Annotated in this window: 15 protein-coding genes and 1 tRNA gene; 6 read left to right on the plus strand and 10 right to left on the minus strand. The window is 60.9% G+C overall.

Translation table 11 applies throughout. The features are described from left to right. Positions 1-19 precede the first annotated feature (19 nt). The 5 genes from R2855_17470 to R2855_17490 form a co-directional block, all read right to left on the minus strand. Positions 20-955, minus strand: coding sequence for an ABC transporter permease (locus tag R2855_17470; protein ID MEZ4532787.1), 936 nt, complete (start codon positions 953-955; stop codon positions 20-22). Positions 956-958: 3 nt separating this feature from the next. After that, positions 959-1,930 (minus strand): ABC transporter permease, encoded by a 972-nt coding sequence (locus R2855_17475; protein MEZ4532788.1) that lies wholly within the window; start codon positions 1,928-1,930, stop codon positions 959-961. Between the two features lie 40 nt (positions 1,931-1,970). Then, a complete protein-coding gene (locus R2855_17480; GenBank protein MEZ4532789.1) occupies positions 1,971-2,930 on the minus strand; it encodes an ABC transporter permease in 960 nt (319 codons plus the stop codon). Positions 2,931-2,958: 28 nt separating this feature from the next. Beyond that, complete coding sequence (locus R2855_17485) at positions 2,959-3,924, minus strand: ABC transporter permease (protein MEZ4532790.1); 966 nt, start codon at positions 3,922-3,924, stop codon at positions 2,959-2,961. A 114-nt stretch (positions 3,925-4,038) separates the two neighbouring features. Further along, positions 4,039-5,892 carry an ABC transporter substrate-binding protein gene (locus R2855_17490; GenBank protein MEZ4532791.1) on the minus strand — a complete coding sequence of 618 codons (1,854 nt, stop codon included), beginning with the start codon at positions 5,890-5,892 and terminating at the stop codon, positions 4,039-4,041. 219 nt (positions 5,893-6,111) lie between these two features. On the opposite strand from R2855_17490, the gene larE reads away from it, so the two are divergent. Both larE and R2855_17500 read left to right on the plus strand, forming a co-directional pair. Next, complete coding sequence (gene larE, locus R2855_17495) at positions 6,112-6,954, plus strand: ATP-dependent sacrificial sulfur transferase LarE (protein MEZ4532792.1); 843 nt, start codon at positions 6,112-6,114, stop codon at positions 6,952-6,954. Then, positions 6,932-7,357, plus strand: coding sequence for an Rrf2 family transcriptional regulator (locus R2855_17500; GenBank protein MEZ4532793.1), 426 nt, complete (start codon positions 6,932-6,934; stop codon positions 7,355-7,357). Before larE ends, R2855_17500 begins: the two co-directional genes overlap by 23 nt. A gap of 58 nt (positions 7,358-7,415) precedes the next feature. Here R2855_17500 and R2855_17505 read toward each other — a convergent pair whose 3' ends face one another. Both R2855_17505 and R2855_17510 read right to left on the minus strand, forming a co-directional pair. Further along, positions 7,416-8,900: an aldehyde dehydrogenase family protein gene (locus tag R2855_17505; GenBank protein MEZ4532794.1), complete on the minus strand. Its 1,485-nt coding sequence runs from the start codon at positions 8,898-8,900 to the stop codon at positions 7,416-7,418. Between the two features lie 320 nt (positions 8,901-9,220). Continuing rightward, complete coding sequence (locus R2855_17510; GenBank protein MEZ4532795.1) at positions 9,221-9,808, minus strand: DUF488 domain-containing protein; 588 nt, start codon at positions 9,806-9,808, stop codon at positions 9,221-9,223. 43 nt (positions 9,809-9,851) lie between these two features. Here R2855_17510 and R2855_17515 point away from each other — a divergent pair, with 43 nt between their 5' ends. After that, positions 9,852-10,064 (plus strand): DUF2945 domain-containing protein, encoded by a 213-nt coding sequence (locus R2855_17515; protein ID MEZ4532796.1) that lies wholly within the window; start codon positions 9,852-9,854, stop codon positions 10,062-10,064. Between the two features lie 92 nt (positions 10,065-10,156). Here R2855_17515 and R2855_17520 read toward each other — a convergent pair. Further along, a tRNA-Asn gene (locus R2855_17520) sits at positions 10,157-10,228 on the minus strand. 55 nt (positions 10,229-10,283) lie between these two features. Beyond that, a complete protein-coding gene (locus R2855_17525) occupies positions 10,284-11,105 on the minus strand; it encodes a CpsB/CapC family capsule biosynthesis tyrosine phosphatase (protein MEZ4532797.1) in 822 nt (273 codons plus the stop codon). Between the two features lie 122 nt (positions 11,106-11,227). Here R2855_17525 and mdh point away from each other — a divergent pair, with 122 nt between their 5' ends. From mdh to R2855_17540, 3 genes are read left to right on the plus strand one after another with little or no spacing between them, the layout of a single operon-like run. After that, positions 11,228-12,181 carry a malate dehydrogenase gene (mdh, locus tag R2855_17530; protein MEZ4532798.1) on the plus strand — a complete coding sequence of 318 codons (954 nt, stop codon included), beginning with the start codon at positions 11,228-11,230 and terminating at the stop codon, positions 12,179-12,181. A 3-nt stretch (positions 12,182-12,184) separates the two neighbouring features. Next, positions 12,185-13,420 carry a molybdopterin molybdotransferase MoeA gene (locus R2855_17535; GenBank protein MEZ4532799.1) on the plus strand — a complete coding sequence of 412 codons (1,236 nt, stop codon included), beginning with the start codon at positions 12,185-12,187 and terminating at the stop codon, positions 13,418-13,420. Positions 13,421-13,470: 50 nt separating this feature from the next. Beyond that, positions 13,471-14,430: a hypothetical protein gene (locus tag R2855_17540; GenBank protein ID MEZ4532800.1), complete on the plus strand. Its 960-nt coding sequence runs from the start codon at positions 13,471-13,473 to the stop codon at positions 14,428-14,430. 12 nt (positions 14,431-14,442) lie between these two features. On the opposite strand, the gene glpK is transcribed toward R2855_17540, so the two are convergent. After that, entirely contained in the window at positions 14,443-15,939 is a 1,497-nt protein-coding gene (gene glpK, locus R2855_17545; protein MEZ4532801.1) for a glycerol kinase GlpK, read from the minus strand. Positions 15,940-15,941 lie beyond the last annotated feature (2 nt).

A 15,941-nucleotide genomic window follows, 5' to 3' on the forward strand; every position in this document is an offset into this window, starting at 1 on the left:
AGCATCCTGCTGCTCTCCGTTACCGCTCCATGCGCGGATCGAGCGCGTCTCGAAGACCATTCCCGATCAGGTTGATCGACAGCGCCGTCAGGAAGATCATCATGCCGGGCAAGAAGACATTGGTCCAGTTCGTCATGTAGTAGTTCTGCGCTTCCAGCAGCATGTTGCCCCACGACGGCCTGGGCGGCTGAACTCCAAGTCCAAGGAAGCTCAGGGCCGCCTCGGTAATGATGAATGCCGGGATGACTTGCGACGCCCAGATCAGCATGATCGGCAACACGTTCGGAAAGATGTGCCGTCCCACCAGGCGTTTGTTGGTCGCACCGTTTACCCTGGCCGCCTCGATATACGGTTGATTTCGGATGGCGATTGTTTCGCCACGGACGATACGGGCGATGCCTGGCCAAAGCAGCAACGAGAAAATGAGCGCGAGCGTGAAATAACCTGGTCGGTAGATCGACGACACGAGGACCAGAATCGAGATCGCTGGAATCGAAAGCAGCACGTCGGCAAACCGCATGAACGCGGTATCAGTCCACCCAAGCGCGAACCCCGAGACCATGCCAATTGTCGAACCGATCAGGAGCGTCACCAGCGCGGCCATCGTCGCAAAGACCAGCGACACTCGGCCACCATAGGCGAGCCTGGTAAGCACGTCGCGCCCATTTGCGTCGCTGCCAAGGATGAATCCGTTCTCGCCCGGTTGCGATCGGGCGAGGTCGAGGTGATTCTCCTCGTAGTCGAATCCGGTGACGTATGAGGAGATGAATCCGGCGCTCAGAGAGAAAACGACGATCACGATAAGCACCGCCAACGCCACGACCGCCACGCGGTTGCGTTTGAACCGCCGCCAGGCGCGGGCTGCATTGCCACCGCGTGCAGGAACGAGCGTGGACCAGTTCGACTCGAGCGCCATCCGCTCGGTCGTCTCGTTGGCCGAGGTCGCTTCGCTCAACCGCTACCCCTTGTGCGCGATGCGCGGATCGGCAAGCGAATAGAAGATGTCGGCCAGCAGATTGCCAAGCATCGTCAGAAAGGCGAAAAAGAGCGTCGCGCCCATGATGAGCGTGTAGTCATTCGCCTGGGTGGCATTCAGCGTGAGCCGGCCAAGTCCGTTCCAGGCAAAGATCTGTTCGATCAGATAGGCGCCGCCGAACACTTCAGGAAGCGCCAATCCGACCAGCGTCACCAGTGGGAGCAGCGCATTTCGGAAGGCATGACCGTACATCACGCTCCGGCGTGGCAAGCCTTTCGCCTGGGCGGTGCGGATATAGTCCTGTCCGATGGTTTCGAGCATCGATGCCCTGATGAATCGGGTCCAACCCGCGACCTGGACGATGGCCAGGGCAGACGCGGGCAAGATGAGATGCTCGATGCGGTCAGCAACTCCGCCGGTCGTGCGCATATCCTGCATGCCGCTGGCTGGCAGGTATGGGAGGCCCCATTCCTTGAACTTCACCGCGAAAAGAATGATGAGCAACAGCCCCATCCAGAAGCTGGGGATCGCCGCCAGCGCGGTGACCACCACGTTGGAAGCTTGGTCGAACACGGAGTTGTGCTTGACGGCTGCCAGCACACCCAGCGGCACCGAGATCGATAGCGCCAGGACCAGCGAGGTGCAGGTGAGGAGCAACGTGTTTGGAAGCACTCCCAGTATGCGGTCGGTAACCGGCGTGTAGTTGGTCAGTGAGAGCCCCATGTCTCCCTGGAGCAGATCGCCAAGCCAGTTCGCATAGCGCTCGTACCATGGCCGGTCGAGTCCCAGGTTCTGGGTGATCCGTTCGATATCTTCCGGGCGAGCGCGCGGGTTCATTTGCATCGAGCTGACCGGGCTGCCGGGAACGAAGTTCACGATGGCGAACGTCAGGAAGGTGACACCGAGCAGGAGAGGAATCATCTGCAACAACCGGCGGACAATGAACCCGATCACGAGGCCGGACCCTGCTGAGGCGGTCGAAACATCCGGGCGACTAGTCGTTCAAGCGGGGATCGAGCGCGTCACGCAATCCCAATCCGACCAGGTAGGTGCAGAGTGAGGTCAGGAAGATCATGAATCCGGGGAAAAAGACGAACGTCCACGATTGGCGAACAAACTGCTTCGCTTCCTGCAGCATGTTGCCCCAGGACGGCTGCGGCGCTTGCACACCAAGACCGAGATAGCTCAGGGTTGCTTCGGTAAGGATGAGCCCGGGAATGGCAAGCGCGGAATAGACGATGAGCTGCGGAATGATGTTCGGCATCAAATGGCGCACGATGATGCGCTTGTCTGAGGCTCCGATCACCCGGCTCGCTTCGACGAACTCCTGATTCTTGAGTGTCAGGACTTGTCCGCGGACGAGTCGCGAAATTCCCGCCCAGCTCACCAGTGAGATCAGGATCGCGAGCTGCCATGGAGACGGATGGTAGAACGAGGAAACGAGAATAAGCAGCACCAGTGTGGGGATCGAGAGCAAGACATCGGCACTCCGCATGAGGAATGTGTCGACCCAGCCACCGAAATAGCCCGAAATCGAACCGATCGTCCCGCCCAGAATGAGAAGCGAGAACGTTGCGAGACCAGCGACGAGCAGACTGACTCGCCCTCCATACGCCAATCGAGTCAGGATGTCTCGTCCGTTGCCATCGGCGCCGAGGATGTAGTCACCAGTACCTGGCGCCGCAAGCTTGTCGCCCAGGTGGTTTTCGTAATAGTTGAATCCCGTGAAGTGCGAGACTACCGGGGCGAGGATCGCGAACAGGAAGATTCCGATGGTAACGATGAGCGCAACCAACGAGAGGCGGTTTGCCTTGAATCGCCGCCACGCCCGATGCCAATTGCTCTCGATTGGCCGAGCCCGTCCAAGTCCTTCGAAGTCGATCGACACCTGTTGCTCGGCCTGATCGCCCATGAACGGATCGGTGGTGCCGGAATAGAGTTGTTCGGTCTGCATGGTTCTCGGACTCCGTCGCGCCGAACGCTCAGTCTAGCCGGATCCGTGGATCGACCACGGCGTACAGCAGATCGGCCACGAGATTTCCGATGATAACGAGCACCGCAAAGATCAGCGTAATGCCCATCACGAGCGTATGGTCCTTGTCGCCGATCGCGGTGATCGTAAGTCGGCCCATGCCCGGATAGGCAAAGACATTCTCGACAACCAGCGCGCCCGCGAAGATATCCGGAATCGTCAAGCCAACGATCGTCACCAGCGGAATGAGCGCGTTGCGCAGCCCATGACCGTAGAGAATCGACTTCTCGCGAAGTCCGCGTGCGCGGGCAGCCCGCATATAGTCCTGGCCGAGCACTTCGAGCATGTTCGAGCGCACCCAGAAGAGCCAGATACCCACTTGCGGAATGACAAGCGCGGTGATCGGCAGGATCAAGTGCTCGATTCGGTCTTTGATGCCGCCGTCCCCTCTCAGGTCGCGCACACCTCCGACTGGTAGCGACGGGAACCCCCACTTATCGAACTGCACTGAAAAGATGATGATCAGCAGGAGCCCGAGCCACACCGTGGGAATCGCATAGCCGGCCACCGAGAGCACGCTGGTGACGCGATCGACGATCCCATTGCGGTGGGTGGCTGCGTAGATTCCCAGCGGCACTGCAATCGCCAACGAGATGGTCGTGGACAAGAGTGAGAGCAGGAGGGTATTGAACATCACCTCCTGGATGCGATCGGTGACCGGGCGGAAGTTGATGAGCGACAGTCCCAGATCGCCGCGCAGGACATTCCCGACCCAAATGAAGTAGCGCTTCCAAACCGGCTCATCCAGCCCAAGGTTGTGCCGGATACGTTCGATGTCCTCGGGCTTGACCCGCGGGTTGAACTCCATGTTCTGCAGCGGACTGCCAGCCGCGTTGATGATGAGGAACGTGATGAGCGTGATCCCGAACAGGATCGGAATCATCTGCAGCAGTCGCCGAACAATGTACCGGAGCATGAAGGTGACCTCGACGAGGACGTCGGTATGGCGCGCCTAAGGGGTACTGCCTGAGAGCATAGCGCAAACAAAGAAGCGTCGGGAGGAACGAATCCTCCCGACGCAACTGTACTTTTATTCGGCGACAGCCACGTATGGCAGCGACCAGAGCAAGTTGCCCGTGCGCGGGGAGAAGTTCACCATGCGCTTGTTGTAGCCGGTGCGATCCTTGCGGAACCAGTTGATGATAATCGGGGCATCGTCGTTGACGATGTTCGAGGCCTTCACCAACAGATCGAAGCGCTCCTTCGGATCGAGCGTCGTGCTCGCAGCAGTGTTCGCCTCGTCATAGGCCGGGTTCGAGTACTTCATGAAGTTGAAGCCCGCGCCATAGGAGTCGGTGCCGAACATTGCCGACTGATCTCCCGAGGGGGACGCCCAGTCGAACGCCAGCATGCACATCTGGTAATCGAAGGTCTCGGTGATCGCCGGGATCAGCACGGTATCGAAGTCGACCGAGGTCGGCTGCGCATCGACTCCGACAGCCTTCCAAAAGTCCTGTGCTGCCGAAGCGATCTGATCGTTGGTCGAGGCCGCGCCGTACATGATCTCGAAGGAGAGCTTCACGCCATCCTTCTCGCGAATGCCGTCCGAACCGGCAACCCAACCAGCTTCGTCGAGGAGCGAGTTGGCCTTGTCGACATCGTAGTTGTAGACGGTATTGATCAGTTCGGGAGCATAGGCTTCGGAGAGGGTCGGCTGCGTGCCATTGGCGACCTCGCCATAGCCGAGCAGGACGCTATCGACCAACGCCTGGCGGTCGAGGGCATAGATCAGTGCCTGGCGAACCTTGACGTCCTGGAAGAGCGGAGTCTTCTCGGGGTCGAGGTTGTAGCCAAAGAAACCGAACTGGTACGAGTCGTAGACATCGACGTTCAGGTTCTCCTCGGCCTGCAGGCTCTCGACATCGGCCGGGGTGACCGGGTCCATCAGCATGTCGAGATCGCCAGCGCGCAGCGCCTCGGTCACAGCAGTGTCGTCCGGCCAAACCTGGAAGATCACTGTCTCCACGGCCGGGACTCTGTCCCAGTAGTCTTCGTTGCGAACCAGAGTGGTGGTGCCTTCGCCTTCGTTCAGTTCGACGAACTTGAACGGGCCAGAACCCACGACGCGGGACGGGTCGGTGCCCGTGCTGCCCGGATCGGTCTGCCACTCTTCGACCGGAACGTCGCCCCAAATGCTGGACGGCAGCACCGGCAGCGCAATGTTCGGGAAGACGACCAACTGCGGGAAGGCCTCGAGCGTCACCCACTGGAAGGTCTTGTCATCGATCGCGGTCCACGACTCGAGGGTCGCAAGGAAAGAGCTCGAGTACGAGCTGCCCGAGTTCTCGTTCGCCTGCGCATCACAGACCATCACCACGTCCTGCGCCGTCACCGGCGTGCCATCGTGGAAGGTCGCGTCTGCATTCAGGTAGAAGGTATAGGTGCGGCCGTCTTCTGCGATCTCGTAGTAGTCGGCAAGGCCCGGGACGAAGAACTGCCCATTGAGCAGGTACTCGGCATTGTTGTCCGGGTTCGGGAAGGCGCCAACGAGCGACTCGAACATCAGACCGCAAATGTCTTGCGTCGGGAAATTGTCCGCGAAGAAGTAGTTCACCGTGGTCAAGTTCGAGGACGAGGTGCTGCCGAGAATCAACGTGCCGCCGGCCGGCTGCTCTTCGAGGGTGAAGGGATACACCTCACCCAGCATGGCCTTGTATTCCTCGCGCGTCAACGACTTGAAGCCGCCCGGCAGCGCCACGTCACCGGTTGCCGGCTCAGGAGTCGCATCCTGTGCAGAGGCCGGAACGCCGCGCATGAACATCGACAGGCCTGCGGCCGAGAGTCCAATTTGGCTGGCGCGCAGCATGAGCGTGCGGCGATCGATCTGCCCGGAAAGGAACTCCTTGTATAGTTCGTTGAGCTTGTTGACTGGTCGTTCCGACATGTTTCTCCTCTGTTCGCGAACTCGCGTGACCCTGCCGTCTCGCGAGCAAAAACCTACGATGAACCTGTTCGAATCCAGCAATCTGGCTGGAAAACCATCGGATATCTTACCATCGGCTGAGGATATCAACCGAAATTGAAGGATTTCCAAAGTCCTGATGAAGATTCGGTTAATTCTCACCCGCAACTGCGCCCCTGCCCGGGCGCCAATGGAGCAGACGTGCCGCAGATCGAATCGCTTTCACCAGAGCTCGAAACGAAGTGGAACGCGCTCCTGGGTGCGATCGGCTCCCTCGGTTCATGTGTGGTGGCATTCTCCGGTGGCGTCGACAGCGCGCTGCTGTTGAAGGCGAGCGTTCTCGCGCTCGGCAATCGCGCCGTCGCAGCCACCGGTTTGTCCGAGACCTATGCCCCTGAAGAAATGGAAGAAGCGCGTGCGGTCGCCGCGGAGATCGGCGCGGTGCACGTCATGGTCCGCACCATGGAGCTCACCGACCCCCGCTATGCGAACAACTCCCACCAACGCTGCTACTTCTGCAAGACAGAGCTCTACACGCAGCTCCAGGCGTACGCGGCCCAACATGGATATGCTGCAGTGCTCGACGGCACCAACGCGGACGACCTTGGGGATTTTCGGCCCGGCATTCGCGCGGCGAATCAACTTGGGGTGCGCAGCCCCTTGCAGGAGGCCGGCTTGACCAAGCAGGAGATTCGCGATCTCTCACAGTGGCTCGCGCTTCCAACATGGGACAAGCCTGCCGCCGCGTGTCTCTCGTCCCGTTTTGCGTACGGTGACCCGATCACGGTCGAAAAACTCGCGCAGGTGGCCAAAGCAGAAAGCCACCTGCGCCGTCTTGGCTACCGGGGGTTCCGGGTCCGGCATCATGATGAGATTGCTCGCATCGAGATGCCCGCGGACCAACTGGCCGACGCCATCGCCGATCGGGAAGAAATTGCCCGCGGAGTCCGCGCGGCCGGGTATCGGTATGTCACGCTCGATCTGGAAGGCTACGTGTCCGGTCGGATGAACGAGGGGTTGAATGCGCGTCTCAAGCCGAACTGATTATGGAGTCCGCGCGCTCTACGATCTAGCGCTCCACTACGGTCAGGGAACCGTGCAGAGCCGAGAGATCGCGCAGCGTCAGCAAATGCCAGAAGCGTATCTGCACCAGGTCTTGAGCGCGCTCAACCGCGGCGGTCTGATCCGGAGCGTGCGTGGTCCCTCCGGCGGTCATGAATTGGCGCGTGATCCGTCGGAAATCACGCTGTTCGACGCCTTTCAGGTTCTGGACAGCGGCGAGATCAACAAGAACCATCCCCACCAGACACCGATGGGCATGGATCCGGTCCATCAGGTCTGGCACGAACTGAACGACATCTCGGTGGCGTTCCTGCGATCGCTTACCTTCGAGGATCTGGTCATCCGCTCCAGACAGGGCACCGCGGTTCCGAACTACAGCATATAGGTCGAGAGCGCCGAGGAACTGGAAAGCGCGATGCTCTCCAGTTCCCGGTTTTCAGTTCTTACTGATTGTCGATCTGCGCCCGTTGCAGCTTGCCGCTGAAGTCGACGTAAACGCTCTGCCATTCGGTGTAGAAATCGAGCGTCGCGGTACCCGCTTCCCGATGCCCGTTGCCGGTCGCCTTGGTTCCCCCAAACGGAAGATGAATTTCTGCTCCGGTGGTCCCGGCGTTCACATAGAGGATGCCGGTGAAAATGTCGCGCATCGCTCGATAGGCGTTGTTGATGTCTTGCGTGAAGATCGATGCGGAGAGACCATACTCGACGGAATTCGCGACATCGATGGCCTCGTCCAGCGAATCGACCGGCACGATCGAGGTGACCGGGCCAAAGATCTCCTCATTGGCAATCCGCATTCCGCGTCCGACCTCATCGAAAATGGTCGGTTCGTGGAAGAATCCCTTGCCCAGCGCTCCCTCAGTGGCAATACCGCCACCCGCCGCCAGACGCGCTCCTTCCTCTTGCCCGATCTTGACGTAGCCGCCAATGGTTTCCAGTTGCTTCTTGCTGACCACCGGCCCGATCTGAACCGATTCGTCCAACCCGTCCCCCAGGCGCATACCGCCCGCACGGGCGACGAGCCGCTCGACCAGTTCCTTCTGCGCTCCGCGCTGCACGATCACCCGGCTCGCCGCGGTGCATCGCTGGCCAGACGTGCCGAAAGCGCTCCAGAGGATGCCGTCCACCGCCAGTTCCAGATTGGCGTCGTCGAGCACGATGACAGCATTCTTGCCACCCATCTCCAGCGAAACACGCTTGTTCAGAGCCGCCGCGCGAGCCGCCAGCGCGACACCGGTCTCAGTCGAACCGGTAAACGAGATAAGCGCCACATCGGGATGATCCACGATGGCCTTACCCACATCCTCGCCACCGCCGATGACGAGATTCACGACACCGTCGGGAATGCCGGCTTCCTGCAGCACCTCGACCCAGCGCACCGCCATACGTGGTGTGAACGACGCCGGCTTGAACACCACCGTGTTCCCGGCAATCAGCGCGGGTGTCATCTTCCACGACGGGATCGCCATCGGGAAGTTCCAGGGCGTGATGATGCCCGCGACCCCAAGCGGCTTGCGCACGGACATGTTGAACTTGTTCGGAAGCTCGGAAGGCGTCGTCTGGCCATAAAGGCGGCGCCCCTCGCCGGCCATGTAAAACGTCATGTCGATCGCTTCCTGCACGTCGCCCCGTGCCTCGGAGATGACCTTCCCCATCTCCTCGGTCATTTCGCGCGCGAACTGCTCTTTGCGCTCGTTGAGAATCTGCGCTGCCTTATAGAGCAACTCACCGCGCTTGGGCGCCGGATAGAGCCTCCAGCTCTTGAACGCCCTGGCTGCTGCCGAAACAGCCGCGTCGACATCGCTGGCGTCGCTCTTCGTGTACTCGGCCACCAGCTCGCCATTGGCCGGGTTGCGACGCTCGAACGTCTTGCCGCTTTTTGCATCGACCCATTTGCCATCGATGAGGTTCCGAAAGTGGTCCGCCATATTCGTGTCTCCAGTTGAAGTCCGGCGCCTTCGAATGGGGTATCGGCCCCGGCGCGCAACGAACGGCAAGTTGGGAATCGGTTCGGTGACTCCCCACTTGTCGTCTTCCAATGGGCAAATCTTGACACGAAACGGGTGTTGACTTCGCGCCGGATCGATCTGCCGTGTTTCGTGAGTGGGATGGCCCATGAAACCCGGCAATCAGCGGCAACAGCATTCGTTCAGCCAAAACAGTCGATCCCGGTCGAGCCTCCGACGCCCGAAGCTCCAACTGACCAGGCCGAGTTCGGCCCCAACCGATGCCTGAGAAACGACCTCGCCTACCCCAGGGACTGCTCGGTTCCAGACGCGTCTTCGTGATACGTCAATCTCCCATCGACGATGCGCGCAGGCGCAGACAAACGGTGCGGCTGAGTTGATCCGTCACTCATGATGTGCCGAACCTGCCATCCCTCTGCGACCATCGCATCGGAGACGAGCGCTCGATGACACCGCCACCAAACTGCTTCCGCGCACATGATGGCCACTCGGTGCTCTCGCGCCAACACCGTTAGTTCATCGAGGCCGTTCGCAAAATCAGCGGTCTCCATGTAGTCGGCGTATCCTCGAAACGATGAATTCCGCCATGCCTGATTGCGTGAATCCGCGCGGGCAGGACGGCGTCCGCCCAACGCAGGCAGCGCCAGATAGGCAATCCCTGCGGCTTCGAGCGACTCACGCAAAGGCTCGCCGCCGAACTGCGGCGCATGCCGCGACCCGGGGTGACGTCGAATATCGACCAGAAGATCGATGTCGTGGCTCCGCAGGAGCGCTACAAACCGGTCGATCGGCAACGAGGAATGCCCGATCGTAAAGATGTCTCGGCTGCCGTCGTGATCGGATGAGGTTTTCTCGTTGTTCGCGTTCATGGATCGGCAATCATCTGCGGTCTGCTCGCGGAGAGAGGAGAACATGATGGATCGTTTCGAGGTCGGTGACCATGTCAGGTGGAACTCAGAGGCCGGAGAGGTTTCGGGCACCATCATCGCGGTGCACACCAGCGATTTCGACTACAAGGGCTACACCCATCACGCTACACCGGACGACCCGCAGTACGAGATCAGGAGTGACAAGACCGACCACATCGCGGCACACAAGGGTTCAGCGCTTCGCAAGATCGAATGACCGCACGAAGGGAACCACGGCGGTTTAAGGGAGCGGGCATGACATGAAACGCGTCAGAACGCGCCGATCTCGATGCTGATGAAGTCTGAAGGCTCCCCGACGTGGATTCGAACCACGAACCTACCGGTTAACAGCCGGGCGCTCTACCGTTGAGCTATCGGGGAATATGCGATTCAACGACGGGTGATGGTACCACATGATCGCGAACACCGCCGACGGTCACCAGCCCTTGCGGTCACCCCAGCGGCCACCGGAACGCTTCGCGCGACCGAAGAACGATCGCTGCTCTGGTTTTCGCTCCAGCGGCGCCTGAATGGGAAACGGCTGGTTGGCCAGAATCGACGCGGGATTGGACGCCGACATCTGAGCCGCCCGCACCGGACCGACCACTTCTGTCGCTCGGCTGAGCCCCGCTTCGAACGAACGGAGCCGCGTGCCGTTGCCATGTGCATCGGTTGCCAGAATCACCCGAGGGCAGTCACGAATGATCTGCTCACCAAGAGATCGCGCCGATCGGCCATTGACCCCTGCGAGACTGGCATAGGTCACCTGCATGATGACCCCCCGTTCGCCCAACTCCATGACTTTGCGCGGATCGTGTTGCGCGGCAACGTATCGCTCCGGATGCGCCAGCACCGGTTGGAATTCGACGGTCTGTATCTCGAAGATCGTCTCGGCGGACTGCTCCGGCCAAAACTCGAATGGCAACTCGACCAGGACCGCGTTGGTGCCGGCATAGCCAATTGGCTCTCCGTCCGCCAATCGCTGTGGCACGTCGGGCGTCAGCAGAACCTCGAAACCCGGCGTCACGGAAACGCCGTAGTTGGTCAGCATTGGCGAGATCGCGCCCAATCCACTCTCCACCAGCCGTCGCTGCCGCTCGTCGAGCGGTCCGTGTAGATGTGGAGTGGTGGCGAGCCGCTTGACCCCAAGCTGAGCGAAGAAACGCAGCATTGCATCGCATTCATCGAGCCGCGATGGACCATCGTCCACATTTGGCAGCAGATGGAGATGAAGATCGACTGGCGGCGGATTGAGCATGCTCTCACTTCGTTCGATGACTCGGGCGGCTGGCGTTTTCCGCCGCCTATACTATCGTGCTGGGGTGTGGCATGCGGCCGCACGCACCAGATTGCGAAGCAAAGGGAGCGGGTGAACGTCTCATGGCAGCAAGCAAGCGCAGCAAAGTCACGGTCGTCGGAGCCGGTATGGTTGGGGGCACGGTCGCCCAAATGCTCGCGCTGCGAGACTACGCGGATGTCGTCCTCGTCGACATTGTCGAAGGCATGCCGCAGGGCAAAGCGCTCGACATGATGCAAGTCGGGCCGTTGATGGGATACGACACCCAAATCACCGGCTCGAACGGGTACGAAGAAACCGCCGATTCCGATGTTGTCGTCATCACTTCCGGCATCGCGCGCAAACCAGGCATGAGCCGCGACGATCTTCTCCGCACCAATCAGGGCATCGTCAAGTCGGTCACGGAGCAAGTCATCGCGCACTCGCCAAACGCAATCATCATCGTCGTTTCCAACCCGCTCGATGCCATGTGCCATGTCGCATTCGATGCTGCCGGGTTCCCGCGCGAGCGCGTCATCGGCATGGCCGGGGTACTCGATTCCGCCCGGTTCCGCACCTTCATTGCCATGGAAGCAGGCGTCTCGGTCGAGGATGTGTCTGCCCTGGTGCTCGGCGGCCACGGCGACACCATGGTTCCCCTGTCGCGCTATTCCACCATCGCCGGTATTCCCATCACCGAGCTTTTCCCGGCAGATCGTGTGAAGGCCATCGAGGAGCGCACTGCCAACGGCGGCGCCGAGATCGTCGGTCTGCTCAAGACCGGAAGCGCCTGGTATGCGCCGGGAACATCGGTGGTCGAGATGGTCGATTCGATTCTGCTCGACAAGAAGCGCGTGCTTCCGTGTAGCGTGCTGCTTCAGGGCGAATATGGCATCGACGGTATCTTCGTCGGCGTGCCAGTGAAGCTCGGCGCTGGCGGCGTGGAGGAGATCTATCAGTTGACCCTCACCGCCGACGAGCAAGCCGCACTCGAGAAGTCAGCCGGATCGGTCAAGGGTCTGGTCGACACCATGGCCGGCTTCGCCGAGCAGGCATAACCACTGAACGATTCCTTTCCGCCGCGCGTCCGACTCGATCTCTCGGTCGAGCAGGCGCGCGGTCGCCTTTTCCAGCGAATCGCATCGAAGTCTCCGTGCTCACTCCCGCTCGATTCGATCCTGGGGCTCGTCGTCGCGGAAGAACTCGTTGCGCCGTTCGATCTCCCGCGCTTCACAAACTCGGCGATGGATGGCTTCGCCGTTCGCGCCGCCGACACGAGCCGGGCATCGGAAACTGCCGCAACTCGTCTCATGGTTGCCGGAGCCGTCGAGGCTGGCGAAATCTGGACGGGGACGTGCAAACCGGGCTCTGCCGTGCGGATCAGTACTGGAGCAGCACTCCCCAACGGCTGCGACGCGGTTGTTCCCCACGAGACCGTCCTGGAGCGGGGCCACGAGATCGTGCTCACACAGCCAGTCGCAACCGGGCAACATGTTCGCCCCACCGGCGAAGACGTCCGGGCAGGAATGCCGGTTCTCTCCCCAGGTACCGTCATCCGGCCCCAGGAAATCGGTTTGTTGGCGGCGCTTGGATGCGAGACCGCGTCGGTCATCGCGGCCCCGGTGGTCTCGATTCTGTCGATTGGCCAGGAGTTGCTTCCCTCGAGCAAGCCTGCGCAGGTTCCCGACGCGAATGGTCCGATGCTTGCTGCTCAGGTTCAGTGCGCCGGAGGCAACGTTGTCCGTGTCGCGCAGAGCGATGGTGACAGTTCGGGTCTTTCCGAGCTTCTCGATGACCTGGGGCAGGAGTCCGATCTCATCATCACGAGCGGGGGTATCTCCGACAGCACAGCCGACACCATGGCCGGGCTGCTCGATGGACATCCAGAGGCAGAGCTCTGGAATGTCCGTCTTCGCCCCGGCAGGCATTTCGGTTTTGGGCGTTTCGGTCAAGCCGTCGTCCTCTCGCTCCCGGGGAATCCTGTTGCGGCATTCGTTGGGTTCGAGTTCTTCGGCCGGCTGGCCATCGGCCTGCTCAGCGGGCGCAAAGACGATTCCGACCGACGCTTCGCACTTGCGACGGAGCCGCTGACGGGCGCGCGTGGACGCACCGATGTGATTCGCGGACACGTTCGAATCGATTCGGCTGGACAGCTCTGGATCGCCCCAACCGTTCATCGCGGTTCGGGGATCGTGTCGTCGCTTCTGGCGGTGAACGGTCTTGCGATCTTGCCGGAATCGATTGAGCGAATCGAGGCTGGGCAACCCGTGGAGATTCGCTGGATGGGGTATCAATGAGCGGCGCAGGATCGAACCTGGCGCATAACTAGGAAGACCCAGGAACGACGATGCGAGGAATGGAACCGTTCTCCACTGCCAAGGGCGTGTGGAGCATCATCCGCGAGTTGAGTCTCGATGAGATTCGAGATCAGGCGATGACGCCGCCAAGCGTGCTGATCCTTTCCGATCAGCGCGACATGGCCGAGCGGATTGCCGCGAACCTCACCGGGCTCGAATACTCTGGCTACGTCACGATTCGAAGACTGGACGAAGGGCACTTGCCGGTCGAAGGATTCGATGTGGTCATCATCTACGACCCGGAGGCAAGCGCTGAATCCAAAGTGCTGCTCGACCGCATCCGGTCGTCTGGTGAAAAGATCGCGGCGGCGCCATTCCTCAGCACCGACCCGACGGATGAGCGGGCGCTTCGCCAGGCGCGAGCCCGTATCGTCGCTGGCAACCCTGACCGGGCTGTCGCGCTTGGCCGCTTTCTGCCGGCGTTTCGGTCTGCCGCGATCAAGCATGTCAACGATGAAACGTCGATGGCGAACGCCCAGTTCTCCCTCATCTCGAATGTGCCGACGATGGTGCCGATCCTGGGCAGTATTGCCACCGTGGGCGCCGACTTCTTCCTGTTGACGAAGAACCAGCTCTTGCTGATCTTCAAGATCGCCGCCATCCACGGGGAGGATTTGCACGACTCTCGCCGGATCTTTCAGGAGATGGTGCCGGTGGTGGGCGCGGGCTTCTTTTGGCGAACGGTCGCACGGGAAGCCGCCGCGCTGGTGCCATTCATGGGAGGCGCCGTGCCCAAGGTCGCAATAGCCTACACGGGGACTATGGCCATCGGCAAGGCCGCGGACTACTACTATTCCGAGGGCGCCAAGCCGTCCAAAGAGACCATGAAGGGTTTCTATCAACAGGCTATGGAATCCCTGAGCCGCCGACAGTTCTTGCTTCGCCGCAATCCAAAGGAAACCGAAACCCAGTTTCGCGTCATCGAAGAGCAAGAACTCTCCGAAGAATAGGCAGCTGAGCTCCTAGACGTCCCAGTTCTGTACGCGTTCGACCGCTTTTTTCCAGCGCGCAATGAGCCTGTCGCGTGTGGCATCCGGCATCGATGGCGCGAAAACCCGGTCGATCTCGACGTTCTGGCGTAGTTCATCCCGGTTTGCCCAAAGCCCGACCGCGAGACCGGCCAGGTAGGCGGCGCCAAGCGCGGTGGTTTCCAATACTGCCGGGCGAACGACCTCGACACCGATCAGGTCCGCGTGCAATTGCACCAGGCGATCGTTCGCAGCGGCTCCGCCATCGACCTTGAGGGTCGAAATCGGCAATCCGGTCTCGGACCGCATGAGTTCGACCAGTTCGTAAGCCTGCAGCGCAATCCCTTCGATGGTCGCGTGAGCCAGATGCCCTGCCGTGGTGCCACGGTCGATCCCGAAAATGCCGCCTCGTGCGGTTGGATCCCAATGCGGCGCGCCCAACCCCGTCAGAGCTGGCACGAACACGACTCCACCCGACCCCGATTCGGTGTCGAGCAGCCGCTCGATATCGGCAGATGACTCGATCACACCAAGCCCGTCCCGCAACCATTGCACGGCTGAACCAGAAACGAACACCGAACCTTCGGAGGCATAGCAGAGCTCATCTCCGCGTTTCCATCCGATGGTTGCCAGCAGCCCGGAGTTGGAAATCGGCACGCTGGCGCCGGTGTTCATCAGCAGGAACGACCCCGTGCCGATCGTGTTCTTCGCCTCGCCGGGCGCAAAACAGAGTTGCCCAAAGAGCGCGGCATGCTGATCTCCCGCGATACCGGCGATCGGGGCCGATCCTCCAAGCTGGGAATCCGAGTACTCTGCAACGAATCCACTGGAATCGACTACCGTGGGAAGCATGGCGCGGGGGATCGACAGGTCCGCCAGTAGTTCGTCCGACCACGTAAGCGTATGGATATCGAACAGCATGGTGCGCGCGGCATTGCTGACGTCGGTCACATGAGCCGCGCCGCGTGAGAGCTTGTACACGAGCCAGCTGTCCACAGTGCCGAAGAGCGCATCACCGGCTTCTGCTTTGCGCCGGATCTCGGGATGCTCATCCAGCAAGAGCGCCAGCTTTGTGGCGGAGAAGTACGCATCGGGCACAAGCCCGGTGAGCAGATGGAAACGCTCGCCCATCCCCCGCTCGACGATAGAGGTCACATAGGGAACCGACTGCCGACTCTGCCAGACGATTGCCGGAGCCAGGGGCTCACCGGTCGCGCGATCCCAGACAACCGTCGTTTCGCGCTGGTTGGTGATGCCAATACCGGCCACATCGTCTAGCCGAGCGCCAGCACGGGCAAGTGCCTCGGAGAGACACCCATGAACGGATTGCCAAATCTCGTTGGCATCGTGGTTCACCCAGCCACTCGCGGGATAGTGCTGGGTGATCGCCCGTTGGGCGACCGACTTCATCTGCCCGGAACGGTCGAACAGGATGACCCTTGACGACGTGGTGCCTTGATCGATCGTCAGAACCAGTTGTTGCTCGCTCATGG

The sequence above is a fragment of the Thermomicrobiales bacterium genome (assembly GCA_041390825.1).
GTDB lineage: Bacteria > Chloroflexota > Chloroflexia > Thermomicrobiales > UBA6265 > JAMLHN01.

Excerpts from the sequence above, each read along its gene's own strand:
- R2855_17490 (MEZ4532791.1), bottom strand. The coding sequence starts at position 5,892 with ATGTCGGAACGACCAGTCAACAAGCTCAACGAACTATACAAGGAGTTC.
- R2855_17540 (MEZ4532800.1), top strand. The coding sequence starts at position 13,471 with ATGCGAGGAATGGAACCGTTCTCCACTGCCAAGGGCGTGTGGAGCATC.
- mdh (MEZ4532798.1), top strand. The coding sequence starts at position 11,228 with ATGGCAGCAAGCAAGCGCAGCAAAGTCACGGTCGTCGGAGCCGGTATG.
- R2855_17500 (MEZ4532793.1), top strand. The coding sequence starts at position 6,932 with ATGCGCGTCTCAAGCCGAACTGATTATGGAGTCCGCGCGCTCTACGAT.
- glpK (MEZ4532801.1), bottom strand. The coding sequence starts at position 15,939 with ATGAGCGAGCAACAACTGGTTCTGACGATCGATCAAGGCACCACGTCG.
- R2855_17515 (MEZ4532796.1), top strand. The coding sequence starts at position 9,852 with ATGATGGATCGTTTCGAGGTCGGTGACCATGTCAGGTGGAACTCAGAG.
- R2855_17525 (MEZ4532797.1), bottom strand. The coding sequence starts at position 11,105 with ATGCTCAATCCGCCGCCAGTCGATCTTCATCTCCATCTGCTGCCAAAT.
- R2855_17485 (MEZ4532790.1), bottom strand. The coding sequence starts at position 3,924 with ATGCTCCGGTACATTGTTCGGCGACTGCTGCAGATGATTCCGATCCTG.
- R2855_17505 (MEZ4532794.1), bottom strand. The coding sequence starts at position 8,900 with ATGGCGGACCACTTTCGGAACCTCATCGATGGCAAATGGGTCGATGCA.
- R2855_17480 (MEZ4532789.1), bottom strand. The coding sequence starts at position 2,930 with ATGCAGACCGAACAACTCTATTCCGGCACCACCGATCCGTTCATGGGC.
- R2855_17510 (MEZ4532795.1), bottom strand. The coding sequence starts at position 9,808 with ATGAACGCGAACAACGAGAAAACCTCATCCGATCACGACGGCAGCCGA.